2 protein-coding genes are annotated in these 14,340 nt (G+C 64.2%); both read left to right on the top strand.

All coding sequences use genetic code 11. The annotated features are described in order from the left end of the window. Positions 1-15 precede the first annotated feature (15 nt). Entirely contained in the window at positions 16-4,830 is a 4,815-nt protein-coding gene (locus tag J3P94_RS15655) for an amino acid adenylation domain-containing protein (protein ID WP_434568697.1), read from the top strand. 43 nt (positions 4,831-4,873) lie between these two features. Next, on the top strand, positions 4,874-14,338 hold the full coding sequence (locus J3P94_RS15650) for an amino acid adenylation domain-containing protein (RefSeq protein ID WP_434568696.1): 9,465 nt from the start codon (positions 4,874-4,876) through the stop codon (positions 14,336-14,338). Positions 14,339-14,340: the final 2 nt, after the last annotated feature.

The raw sequence follows: 14,340 nt of genomic DNA, 5'->3' as shown, positions 1-14,340 counted from the left end.
AATGAAGGACATCAAATGCTCGATCGCCTGATGCATCGCTGCTGGCTGCGTGGAATTCGCCTATCGGAAGCCGAAGGTCAACTGGACATCGTGCCCGGGTCGCAAGGTGCTTTGACGGATGAACTTGAAGCTGAGCTCCGTTCGCGAGAGCACGAAGTGTTGCAATGGCTGGCCCTGCATCCCGATTATCTTGATGCGCGGCCACTGACCGACAATGAGCAGGCGCTCTGGTTTCTACAGCGACTGGAACCCGACAGTTGTGCCTATAACCTTGCTTACGCAGGACGAATCAAGGCGCAGTTCGTAACGGAGGACTTGCCTCGGCGCCTACAAGACGCCTGGGCCACGATTCAGCGGCGTTACCCTGTGTTGAGCACGGCCTACGGTGAACGCAACGGCGACCTGGTGCAGTGGAGTCGTAGCGAAAATATCCAGCCGTTGCAGTGGGTTGCCTTGCAGGCGGCGGACACCGATACCTTGCAGCAACGCATTGCCGAACTGGCCGACCGGCCTTTCAATCTCCAGGCCGGTGAAGTTAGCCGAGGTGTGGTGCTGAGCAACGCCCGGGACGGTCATACCGAGCTCACGCTGCTGCTGGTGATCCATCACATCGCTGCCGATCCGGCCACGTTCCATATCGTGCTCAACGAGCTGTTCGCACAGGTCGATGGTCAGCCGTTGCCTGCAATCAATCCTGATGCCTATCGCAACTACAACAGTGAGCTGCACGTGCGTAGCGAGGCGACCGAAGCTGCGGAGCTGGCATGGTGGCAGGCACAACTGAGCGAAGCTCCAACGCTGGAGTTGCCGACGGATTTCGCCTTTGGCGGTAACCGCTCATTCGAAGGGATGGAGCTGCCGGTTCGCTTCGATCCCGCCACCACGGCGAGGGCGAGGGCCCGGGCCCGAGAATGGGGCGTGACGCCTTACGTCTGGTGGTTCTCGCTGTTTCAACAGTTTCTCGGGGTGTTGTCCGGGCAAGACGATTTTGTGCTGGGTACGGCCGGCGGTCTGCGCTTGCGACGCGAACACCTCAATTTGCCGGGCTATCTGGTCAACTCGCTGCCGGTTCGCTGTCGCTTGCAGCCAGACCTTTCAAGTCGTGACTGGGCCCGTGAGGTAGACGCCACCGTCAAGCAGGCCCTCGCGCACCGACACTACCCGTTCTCGCGCCTGGTCAAGCAGTTGAACCTTGAGCGTCAGGCGGGCAAGGCGCCGCTGTTCCAGCACATGTTCACGCTCAACAAGGAACGTGCCGCGCCTTTTCACCAGTACGTGGACCCCGTGTTGTCGGAACAGCGTGGAGCGGCCCATGAACTGAACATGGTTGTGGTGGATGAGGAGGAGGGTTTCCTCTGTCGGTGGCGTTACAGCAAGGCTTTGTACCGTCACGAAACAGTCCAGGGTTATTGCGACCAGTTCGTTGCATTGGTCCACGCGGTCATCGACCAGCCGGACGTACCTTTTGCCCAGCTCGACTGGCTACCGTCCGTGCAACGATCGATCCTCAGTGGCGAGGACCTACCGGTCCCGGTCAGCAACGCCTGGCAGGCGTTCGTCCAGCAGTGCGCCCACAAGTCTGAGTCGATTGCCCTGCAAGACGAACAAGGCACATTGAGCTATGCCGAGCTGGGCCGAGCGGTGGTTGCCCGTGGCGAGCGCTTGCAGACAGGCGCGAACCTGGAGGGTGCTCGCATCGCCTTGTGCCTGCCCCGCAGCCGCGAGCTGGTGATGCACATGCTCGCGGCCTGGCAGTGCGGCGCCACGTACCTGGCCCTCGATCCGCAGTGGCCGCAGTCGCGTTTGCAGGACATCTGCGAGGATGCCACGCCCCGGGTCTGGGTGGGCGAGGGCCTGCGTCCCGAATGGCTGCCTGAACCGGTACGGTGGCTGTCGTTGCCAACCGCGTCGTTGTCCAGCGAATCGCCATTGCGCGCAGCCGTGGCCGCAGACCTGCCGGCTTACGTCGTCTATACCTCCGGCTCCACCGGACGGCCGAAGGGCGTGGCGGTCAGCCAGGCCAACCTGATTCATTACGTGACCGGCTGCCTTGAACGCCTGAACCTGTCCGCCGATGCCAGCCTTGCAAGCCTGGCCAGTTGCGCCACCGACCTGGGGCACACGGCGTTGTTCGGTGCACTGCTCAGTGGTCGGCGCCTGCGCCTGCTGGCCGAGGAGCTGGCTTTCGATGCCGAGGAGCTGGCTGCGGTGCTTGAGCGCGAGCCCGTGGACCTGCTGAAAATCGTGCCGTCGCACCTCAACGCCTTGCTGGTCGCCAATGATCCGCAGCGCTTGTTGCCGCGCCAGTGCCTGGTGACCGGCGGCGAGGCCCTGGGCCAGGCACTGGTTTCACGCTTACGCGCCTTGCAGCCGGACTTGCGCATCGTCAACCACTACGGCCCCAGCGAAACCACCGTCGGGGTGTTGACCCATGAGGTCGATACCCGCGGCGCAGCGCCGCTGGGTCGACCCCTGCCGAATGTCCAGGTCAGCGTGCGTTCGCCCGCCGGCGCACTCTTGCCGACAGGCGTCAGTGGCGAGCTGTACGTCGAGGGGGCGACCGTTGCGTTGGGCTACCTCAGCGCGACCGACGCAGACCGGGCCCGCTTTGGCCGGCACGGCTATCGCACCGGCGATCGGGTTCGAATCAATCATCAAGGGCAGGTGGAGTTTCTCGGTCGGCTCGATGAGCAGGTGAAGATCCGCGGTTACCGGGTAGAACCGGCCGAAGTCGCGGCTCGATTGCGCGCGATGCCGCAGGTCGGCGATGTGCAGGTGCTGAACAGCCCTTCGCCGTTGACCGGCAATCGCCTGGTAGCTTTTCTGGTCGCGCCAGCTGCCGCGCTGCCCGACATTCAAGCTGCCCTGCAAGCGCAACTGCCGGACTACATGCAACCGGCCCAATGGCATTGTCTCGAGGGTTTCGCCTTGCTGCCCAACGGCAAGGTCGATCGCCAGGCATTGCTGCGATGGGACGAGCAGGCGCCGGCCCAGGCGCCGGCGAAGACATCGCTCGATCAGCCGTTGGACGCGGTTGAAAGCGCATTGCTGGACATCTGGCGCGGGCTACTCGGCAATTCCGACCTGGGGCCCGATGACAACTTCTTTGCCCTGGGCGGCGACTCGATCCTCGGCTTGCAGATCATTGCGCTGGCGCGCCAGCAGAACATCCTGATGACGCCCAAGCAGCTGTTCGCCGAACAGACCGTGCGCGCCTTGGCGCGAGTGGTGCAAACACCGCAGCGCAGTCTCGAACAGCGCTTGCTCGACATCGCTCGGGAAATTCTTAGTAACCCGGAGCTGCGGGTCGATGACAATTTCTTCAGCGTTGGTGGCGACTCGATCCTGAGTCTGCAAATCATCGCCCGGGCCAAGCAGCAGGGCCTGCAACTAAAGCCCAAGCAGATTTTCGAGTTCCCGACCGTACGCGGCTGGGCCGAACACGTGGTTGACCTTGGCGCGGCGAAGGAGGGTGCCAAGCCTTCCGAGCTCGAGCCCGCCACGGCATTTGCCTTGACGCCGATCCAGCAATGGTTTTTCGCCCAGGAGCAAAGCCAGCCCGGGTATTGGAACCAGTCATTGCTGCTGGCGTTGGACCAGCCATTGGAACCGGCGCGGTTTACCCAGGCCGTGGGCGCGCTGTTGCAGCGTCACGCCAGCTTGCGCCTGGTCTTCGAAGCCTCGGCGCAGGGCTGGCAACAACGTTACCAGGCGTTCTCTCAATCCCAGGTCAACGGGTTGTTCCATGTCGAGGAGCAACCCCTGAGCGAAGCGCTGTTGCAGCAGTGGCAGCAAGGCTTCGATCTGGCAACGGCGCCGTTGATTCGCTGGGTGTATTTCTCCCAGAGCCGGGAGCTGCTGTGCACGGCGCATCACTTGCTCGTCGATGCAGTGTCGTGGCAGGTGCTGCTGGAGGAGCTGGAAAGTCTCTACCTGCAACCGGACCTGGCGTTGCCGGCCGTCTCGGCGGGTTTCCATGTGTGGAGCGAGGCCCTGCAGCAGCACCGCCGCGAGCCGGCCTTGCTGGCCCAGGTTGATTACTGGCACGAACAACTGCGTGCAGAGGGCGTTGTCCCCGAACAGGCGAATACCTATGGCGCAAGCCGCACGCTGGACGCGCAACTCTCATCGGCGCAGACGCAGTTGTTGCTGGGCGACTGCCACGCGGCCTACGGCACCCAGGTCCAGGATTTGCTGGTAGCAGCTTTGGCCGGCGTCATCGGCCAGTGGCAGGGTCGCGAGCGCGTCACCCTTGAGCTGGAAAGCCATGGCCGCAGCGGCTGGGAGCAGGCCCCCGATTTGTCCCGCTCGATCGGTTGGCACACCAGCCGCTATCCACTGGCGGTCGACACTTCCTGGGATCTGGAGCCCTCGATCATCGCGGCCAAGGAAGCCCTGCGCCGCGTACCCGAGCAAGGCATCGGCTACGGTCTGTTGCGCCAGGATCCGGCGCACGGCCTGGCTGCGGCCTCGCTGTTGACGTTCAACTACCTGGGGCGGGTCGACCAATGGATCGGCGCTTCGCGCCTCTGGCGCCTGGCGCGGCCGGTGTGTCCAGGCATGCGCGCCGAGAGCACGCGTCGCACGCATTGGCTGGACGTGACGGCGCTGATCAACGAAGGACAATTGCATGTGGAGTGGCGTTATGCGCCGCAAGCCCATGATCCAGCGCTGGTGGGCGAGTTGGCGCGGCAGTTCCAGCAGCGGCTCACAGCCTTGCTGGAACATTGCCAGGCGCCCTCGGTTGGCCGCGCCACGGCTTCGGATTTCGCCGACTCAGGCTTGTCCGACGATGAATTCCTGGGGCTGCTCGAACAACTCGAACAGTGAAACCTCTGCGTCCCCAAACATTACAGGTTCGGATACCGTCAGCATGAACGACAAGGTCAAAGCTCTTTCGCGCAACATCGAAGCTATTTACCCGCTGGCTCCCATGCAGCAAGGATTGCTGTTCCACAGCCTGATGCACCCGGGCAAGGGCATGTATCTGCTGCAATACCGGCACGTCATGGTCATGCCGAACCTCGACCTGGCGGCGTTCCGCCAGGCTTGGGCGCAAGTGGTGGAACGCCATGAACTGCTGCGCACCTCCTTCGTCTGGAAGCAGCAGAAGCGCCCGATGCAAGTGGTGCACAAGCAGGTCGAACTGCCGATCACTTATGAGGATTGGTCGCACCTGAGCGAAGCCGAACAGCACGCGCGTCTGGAGCAGTTGCTCAGCGCGGAACGCGCTGAAGGGCTGGACTTCACCAAGGCACCGCTCATGCGGGTCAGGCTGTACAAGTTGGCGCCCGACACGTATCAGTTCGTGCGCAGCTACCACCACATCCTGATGGATGCCTGGTGCTTCTCGATCATCATGATGGACTTCCTCAACGGCTACCGTGCCGCTCAGGAGGGCCGTCGATTGAACCTGCCGGCGCCCCGTCCCTATCGCGATTTCATTCGTTGGCTGGAAACCCAGAAGCCGGAGGATCACCAGGCCTTCTGGCAACAACGCCTGGCGGGTTTCGACACGCCAAACGAGTTCGGCTTCGGCCATGTCGGCCGCATCCAGGGCGCCAGTGAACCGGTCGAGGACTGTGTCGAGTTTCTGCAGCCTGAGCAGACCTTGGCGCTGCAAAACGTCGCGGCGCAGCACGGCCTGACCCTCAACACGCTGGTACAGGGTGCCTGGGCCCTGTTGCTGGCGCGCTACAGCGGCGATCGCGATCTGGTGTTCGGTATCACCGTCGCCGGTCGTCCGGTCCACCTGCAAGGTATGGAAAGCATCGTCGGCCTGTTCATCAACAGCTTGCCGCTGCGCTGGAGCTGGCGCCCGGATGACGCGCTGGGCCCGTGGCTGAAAGCCTTGCAGACCGAGAACCTGAGCCTGCGTGAACACGAGAGTGTTTCCCTGGCCGACATCCAGCGCTGGAGCGACGTGCAGCGCCAGGACCTGTTCCAGAGTCTGTTCGTGTTCGAGAACGCGCCCATTGCCGCCGACCTGCGCCAGGGGCAGCTGGACTACCTGATCAGCGACATGGCCAACCGCACCCACACCAATTACCCGATCACCGTGGTCATCGTGCCGGGCGAACGCCTGCACCTGCAACTGACCTACCAGACTGACTGGTTCCTGCGTGAAGAAGTCGAGCAGATGCTGCGGCATTTCCGTGCCCTGCTGTTGAACATGGGCCAGGCCCTGGGCGCGAACGCCGCAACGCCTTTGCATCAACTGGCGATGCTCGATGAAAGTGAAATCCGCCATCAGCACCAGGTCTGGGCCGGTGGAGGCCTGGCGGCCGATGAACAACTGTTGCAACCGTTGTTCATCGAGCGCTTCCAGCAGCAGGTCCGCCAGAATCCGCAGCGCATTGCCGTCGTGCATGGCGAGCACAGCCTGACCTTCGATCAGTTGAACCGCGCCGCCAACCGGCTGGCCCGGCACCTGCGTGCGCAAGGTGTGAGCAGCGACGATCTGATCGCGGTGTTCGATGAGCGCGGGCTGGACCTGGTGGTGATGATTGTCGCCACGCTCAAGGCCGGTGCCGGTTGGCTGCCGCTCGATCCACGCAACCCGGCCCAACGCCTGGCCCAGGTGCTGCGCCAGAGCCGCACGCCGTTGCTGGTGCACAGCGCGGGGCAGGGCGAGTTGGCCATGCAGGCACTGGATCTGCTCGAACAGCGGCCCAAGGCCGTGCGTTATGACCCCTCGGTGCTGAGCGGCTACAGCGATGAAAACCTGAACATCGCGGTGCACGGCGACTCGTTGGCCTATTGCATCTTCACCTCCGGCTCCACCGGCACGCCGAAGGGCGCCATGGTGGCCCAGGCGGGCATGCTCAACAATATTCTGGGCAAACTGCCGGGGCTGGGGCTCGATGCGAATGACGTGATCGCCCAGACCGCACCGCAGTGCTTCGATATCTCGGTCTGGCAAACCCTCGCAGGCCTGGTGCTCGGCGCACGCACGGTGATTCTTGGTGACTGTGTGGTACAGGACCCCGAGGCGCTGGCAACGGCCATCGGCCGGCATGGCGTCAGCATCCTCGAAGCGGTGCCGTCATTGATGCAAAGCCTGCTCGACGCCGGCCTGGAGACGTCGCCCCTGCGCTGGGTTCTTGCCACGGGTGAGGCCTTGCCGCCAGCCTTGGCGCGACGCTGGTTCGAGCGCTATCCGGCGATCCCGCTGATGAACGCCTACGGTCCGGCCGAATGCTCCGATGACGTCGCCTTCCACCCGCTGCTGGAGCGTTTGCCGGAACAAAGCATCAACGTGCCGATCGGGCGCGCCACGCTGAACAATCGCCTGTATCTGCTCAATGCTGATCTGCAACCGATACCGGTTGGCGCAGTGGGCGAGATTTTCGTCGCCGGTGTCGGCGTCGGGCGCGGCTACATGGCCGACCCGGCGCGCACGGCGGCGGTGTTCCTGCCGGATCCGATTGCCAACGACGGTTCGCGTCTGTATCGCACCGGCGACCTGGCGCGCTTCCTGCCCAATGGCGATCTTGAATACGTCGGACGCACTGACCACCAAGTGAAAATCCGCGGCCACCGTATCGAACTGGACGAGATCGAAGCCTGCCTGACCCGTTACCCAGGGGTACGGGAAGCGGTGGTGGTGGCCCGCGACGACCAGCAGCGCTCCAAGGTGCTGGTGGCCTATGTCGTGGCTGAGGTCGCGTGCAGCATCGAGGCGTTGCGCGAGCATGTTCTGGGCAATCTGCCGGCCTACATGATCCCGAGTGCATTCGTGTTGCTGGAGCGTTTCCCGCTCAACGGCAACGGCAAGATCGATCGCAAATCCTTGCCCGCTCCGGATTTCGCCGCGCAAAGCCAGGCCCGCTATGTGGCACCCAGCAGTGCGTTGCAAGGCCAGTTGGTGGAAGCCTGGCAAAGCGTGCTCGGGCTCGAACAGGTGGGCGTCGAGGACAACTTCTTCGAACTCGGCGGCCATTCGCTGCTGGCCACTCAACTGATTGGCCTGATCGGCAAACTCACAGGCAAGGACTTGCCGTTGCGCGTGGTCTTCGAGCGTCCGACCATCACCGCCATGGCCGATTGGCTGGAAAGCCAGGCCGGTACGGCAAAACCGTCGCCAACCCTGCTGCCACGACCGGAAAAGCTGCCGCTGTCGTTTGCCCAGCAACGTCTCTGGTTCTTGCAGCAACTCGACCCGCAGAGCCCGGCGTACAACCTGGCGGGAGCGGTACGCCTGACCGGCGAGCTGCATGTCGCTGATCTGCGTGCGGCGTTGCAAGCGGTAGTCGACCAGCACGAGGTGCTGCGCAGCGGCTTTGTCAGCGGGGCCGAAGGGCCGAGCCAGGTGATCCTGGCGCAGACCGAAGTTGATTTGCCGCTGATCGATGTGGCAAGCGAGGAAGCGCTGCACGATCGGCTGCGTCAGGATGCAATGACCCCGTTTGCGCTGGAAGCGGCACCGTTGCTGCGCGCCCGTCTGTATCGCCTGGCGCCGCAGGTGTTGGTCCTGTCGCTGAACTGCCATCACATCGTTGCCGATGGCTGGTCCCTGCAACTGATCATCGACGCTTTGTGCGAGCAGTATCGCAACCGCCGCCAGGGCCAGGCGACTCAACGGCTCGCCCCGGCGATGCAATACGCTGACTACGCCGTCTGGCAGCACCAGTGGATGGGCAGCAAGGCGTGCGCGCAAGAGCTGGCCTACTGGCGCGAGCAACTGTCCGGTGAACTGCCAGTGCTCGACCTGGCGGCCGATTTTGCCCGACCTGCCCAGGCCAGCCAGGCCGGAGGGCGCGTCGAGCGACGCTTGCCCGAGGACCTGGCGGCCCGCCTGAAGGCGTTCAGCGCCCGCCACGGCTGGAGCAACTTCATCCCGATGCTGACCGCTTTCCAGTTGCTGTTGCGCAGTCGCAGCGGCGAAGACGACATTCTGGTCGGTGTTCCAGCGGCCAACCGGCACCATGCGGTGTTGCAGCCTCTGGTCGGTTGCTTCGTCAACACGCTGGTGTACCGCAGGAAACTTTCCGGCGAGCGCAGCCTGCTGCAACTGATGAGCGAATTGCAGGCGCTGTCCGTGTCGGTCCAGTCCCATCAGGATCTACCGTTCGATTACCTGATCGAACAACTCGGCGTGGTTCGGCAGGTGAGCTACAACCCGCTGTTCCAGGTCATGTTCAACTATTTCCCAGGCAATGCCCTGGAGCGTTTCGACCTCACCGACGTCATTGCCGAACCGCTGGACAATCGTCCGGACAGCGCGCTGTGCGACCTGCACCTGGATGTGCGCGACAGCGAGCACGGCATCACCCTGAGCTTGCAGTACAGCAGCGACCTGTTCCGCGAACAGACTGTGCAAGCGATGGCCGCACAGTACCTGGCGTTGCTCGACGCGTTGATCGAGCAGTCCGATCAGCCGTTGGGTGAGCTGGCATGGCAGCCGGCCGAGCGGGATCTTGCACGGATTGATGGTCGCACGGTGAACGGTCATCAGGACATCCTCCAGGCCTTTGCGCTTCAGGTTGCCCGCCAGCCCGCGGCGATTGCCGTCGTGGCAGGCAATGAACAGCTGACCTACGCCGAACTGGATCAGGCCGCCGAGCGGTTGGCGGCGAAGTTGCAGGCCCAGGGCGTCGGTGTCGAAGACCGCGTTGCGCTGAGCTTGCCCCGCGACGCGCGCCTGCCGATGGCCATGTTGGCCGTGCTCAAGGCCGGCGCTGCGTATGTGCCCTTGGCCGAGGACACGCCACCGGAGCGTGGCCGCTACATTCTCCAAGCGGCCCGGCCCACGTTGTGCCTGGGCACGGCGGCGAGTCTCGGTGTGTTGGCGCAGTGGAACAGCGGCCTGCCGTTGCTCGACATTGAAGCCAGCGCTTCAACCGACACCTTCAATGCAGTGACTTGGGTCGCCGGTCAGCTCGCCTACGTGCTGTATACCTCGGGTTCCACCGGCCAGCCCAAAGGCGTGGCGATCAGCCGTGGCAACCTGATGAACCTGATGCTGGCCGTCGAGCAGGTCCTGCCGATGACGGCCCGGGACCGGGTCCTGGCGCTGACCACTGCGACGTTCGACATTGCCATCGTCGAGTTGCTCCTGCCCCTGGCCCGAGGCGCCAGTATTCTGCTGGCCGATCGCGAACAGGCGCGGGACCCGCAGGCCATCGACCAGTTGTTGCTGTCCGGGCAACCCACCGTCATGCAGGCCACGCCGGCCACCTGGCGGATGCTGGTGGCGCATACCTCGCGCAGTTGGCAAGGCGTGCGCGCCATCTCCGGTGGCGAGGCCTTGCCGTGCGCATTGGCCGAAGCCATCGAGGGCAGGGGAGCCGAGGTCATCAATGGCTACGGGCCGACGGAAGCGACCGTCTACAGCACCTTTGAAGTGCGCAGCGGCAACGAAGCCGGCGCCGAGGTGCCGATCGGGCAGCCGGTGGCCAATACCGCCGCGTACATTCTCGATGCTGACTTGCAACCGGTGGCCGCCGGTGTTCCCGGTGAGCTGTACCTGGCTGGGGCCAACCTGGGCCGGGGTTATTTCGCCGCTGCGCGCCTGACCGCCGCGGCGTTCCTGCCGGATCCTTTCGTGGCCGGCGCGCGCATGTACCGTACCGGCGACCGGGTCAGGCGTAACAGCAATGGCAGCCTCGTTTACCTGGGACGCCTGGATTTCCAGGTCAAGCTGCGGGGTTTCCGTATCGAATTGGGTGAGATCGAAGCGCTGTTGTCCCGCATCCATGGGGTTCGCGAGGCCGCTGTTGTGTTGTTGGGCAGTGGTGAGTCGGCGCGCCTGGTGGGCTATTACGCAGGCGATGCACTGGATGAGGCGCTGCTGCGTGACACCCTTGGCGCTCAGTTGCCGGACTACATGCTGCCCAGTCAGTTTGTGCGTCTCGACACGCTGCCGTTGAGCCCGAGCGGCAAGGTCGACCGCAAGGCCCTGCCGGCACCGCAGCAACGTGACAGCCAGCAGGGTGCGCTGTCGGGTGAGTGGGAACTGACCTTGGCCGAGCTCTGGAAGGAGCTGTTGGGATGCACCGAGGTTGGCGCCGACGACAACTTTTTTGCCTTGGGCGGACACTCGCTGCTGGCGGCGCGACTGGTCGCGCGGATCGCCGAACAGCATGGCCGGCGCCTGCCATTGCGCAGCGTGTTCGAGCAACCGCTGCTGCGTGACCTGGCCGCTACGCTGGCCCAGGCAAGCACCGAGGCCGACGGCATCCTGCGTGCTTTCGAAGAGCCCTTGGCACCGTTGCATTTCACCCAGCAACGCTTGTGGTTCCTTGATCGCCTGCAGGGCGATACCCAGGCCTATCACTTGTCCCTGGCCCTGCGCCTGGCTGGCAACTTGCAACCGGCCGTGCTGGAGCAGGCGCTGGCGCAACTGGTTGCTCGTCAACACAGCCTGCAAACGCTGTTCAGCGAAACAGCCGAGGGTGCGCGGCAGCGTGTCGAGGCTCTCGACGTCATGCCGCTGAGCTTCGAGCCACTGGAAAATGATGAGCAATCGAGCGCTTTCACCCAAAAACTGAGCCATGAGGCGCAGCGTCCGTTCGACCTCACCGCGCCGCCGCTGTGGCGCGTGCGTGTGTACCAAGGCCACGACCGCAGCGTGCTGCAAGTGACCCTCCATCACATCATCGCTGATGCACGCTCGCTGGAGATTCTCTTCAACGAACTGCAACTGATCTACCAGGCTTTGCTGGAAGGGCGCGACGCTTGCCTGCCACCGCTGCCGCTGCAATTCTCCGATATCGCGGCCAGTTGGCAGAGCCCGGCCGGGTACGCGCGAATCGAAGCGCAGCTCGGGTATTGGCGTGACGCCCTGGCGGGCGAGCCGCCCGTGCTGAATCTGCCGACCGACATGCCGCGGCCCGCCGAGCAGGGCTACAACGGCCAGCGGCTGCGCTTCAACCTGCCGACCGCGCTGGTCCGGCGCCTGCGCGAAACGGCACAACGCCACGGCCTGACCGCTTTCGCGCCGTTGCTGGCGGCCTGGAAAACCTTGTTGGCCAGGCACTCGGGACAGCGCGAAATCTGGGTCGGCCTGCCGGTCGCCCATCGCCATCAGGCCCACACGGATAACCTGATCGGTTACTTCGCCACCACCCAGGTCCTGCGTAGCCACATCGACCCGCAACAATCGGTCGAGCAGTTCTGGCAACAATTGCAAGCCACTCACCTGGCGGCGCAACAGCATGCCGACGTGCCGTTCGAGCGCTTGGTGGAAGCGTTGCAGGTGCGCCGCGATCTCAGCCACACGCCGCTGTTCCAGGCGTTGTTCAACCTGATCCAGCGGGATGCCAACGCAGCGCTCGAACAGCGCTTCGCCGGGCTGCCGTCACAGCGCCTGAACGTCGAAAGCGACAGCGCCCTGGTGGACATCGGCCTGCATATCGAACAGCAGGGCGAGGATTGGCAGTGCGTGCTGGAATACAACACCGACCTGTTCCTGGCACATACCGCGCAGCGTTACGCCGATGAGTTCCGTTACCTGCTCGAAGGCATGCTCGAGCAACCCGAGGCGCGCCTCTGGGACATCGACCTGGCGAATGCCGACCATGCGCTCGCCGAGCGGCCGTGGAACCGGCCCGCGCAATCCTTGACCGCCGCAATGGACGTGATTGCCCGCTTCGAACGGCAAGCTGCCCTGACGCCTGAAGCCCTTGCCGTCGATTGCCAGGACCGACAACTGAACTACGCGCAACTCAACGCCATCAGCAATCGACTGGCCCATTGGCTGCGTGCGCGCAATGTCGGCACTGATGATCTGGTTGCCGTTTGCCTGAGTCGCGGCCCGTGGTTGCTGCCAACCCTGTTGGCGATTCACAAGGCGGGCGCGGCGTACCTGCCGCTGGATCCGCAACACCCGAGTGAACGCCTGCGCTTCATCATCGATCACGCGCGTCCAGCCCTGGTGCTCGGCGAAACTCTCTGCGCCGAGGCCTTGGCCGGCGTCGATCACGTCCTGCTCGATCAGTTGCCGCTGGATGCCAGCAGCGACGCCAACCTGACGCTGGCGGTGGACCCGCGGCAGCGCGCGTATGTGATCTACACCTCGGGCTCCACCGGCACACCGAAAGGCGTGCAGGTGACCCGTGGCAACCTGAGCAATCTGTTGGCCGGTCTCGATCGCTTGCTGCCGCTTGGTGCCGAGGATGTCTGGCTCGCCAGCACCACGTACGCCTTCGATATGTGCAAGCCGGAGCTGTTCCTGCCGCTGGTCAACGGCGCCGCGATCCTGCTGGCGCGGCGCGAGCAGGTGGTCGATGGGCACCAGCTGTTCGCGCTGCTGCGTCGGGCCACGGTGTTCCAGGCGACACCGGCCGGTTGGCAGATCCTACTGGAGACCGGCCAGGCTGACTGGCCGCCGTTGCGTGGGCTGATCGGTGGCGAGGCGGTGCCCGGTGAACTGGTGAACGAATTGCGTGGCCGAGGCGTGGCGTTGATCAACGCTTATGGCCCGACGGAAACCACCGTCTGGTCGACCACCCAGGCGTTGCAAGACGTGCCGTCCGGCGTCGCCGACATCGGCGCGCCCTTGCTCAACACACGTTGCTACGTGCTCGACGACATGCTCCGCCCGGTTCCGCTGGGCGCCACTGGCGAACTGTATATCGCCGGCTCCGGGGTCACCCGTGGTTATCAACACGCGCCCGCCATCACGGCGGCGGCGTACTTGCCCGACCCGTATGCCGGCGAACCCGGCAGCCGCATGTACCGCACCGGCGACCTGGTGCGCCGACGCGACGACGGGCGACTGGCCTATGTCGGTCGCGGTGATTTCCAGGTCAAGGTACGCGGGTTCCGCATCGAACCGGGCGAAATCGAATCGCTGCTGCGCCGTTACCCAGGCGTCGAAGAAGCCGTGGTGATGATCGATTCGCGCAGCCAGAGCCTGTTCGCCTGGCTGCAAACGCCGAACCCGGTTGATCAGGCGGCGCTGCGTCGGTATCTCGAAGGTGTGCTGCCGGGCTACATGATTCCGGCCGGCTTCATCGAACAACCGCGCTTTGCCCTCAACGCCAACGGCAAGATCGACCGCAAGGCATTGCCGGCACCGCAGCCCGTGGCGTTCCAGGGCGTGGCACCGCGCAATGAACTGGAACAGCAACTGGCGGACATCTGGCAGAACCTGCTCGAGTTGCCGCAAGTCGGGGTGTTCACCAGCTTCTTCGAGCTGGGCGGGCATTCGTTGTTGGCGATGCGTTTGATGACCCAGGTCGAAAGCCGCTTCGGCGTCAAGCTTGAGCTGCGCAGCCTGTTCCAGAACCCGACGATCGCGGCGCTCGTCGAGCAGATCGAAAAGCCCCAGGGGCCTTCGACCGACGAAGCCCTGGACGAAATGCAGCGCCTGTTATCAGAGATGGAAGAGTAAGG

Origin of the sequence: Pseudomonas sp. Z3-8 (genome assembly GCF_051131975.1) — a bacterium.
Classification (GTDB): Bacteria; Pseudomonadota; Gammaproteobacteria; order Pseudomonadales; family Pseudomonadaceae; genus Aquipseudomonas.
This window is presented reverse-complemented; position numbering and strand designations above follow the sequence as displayed.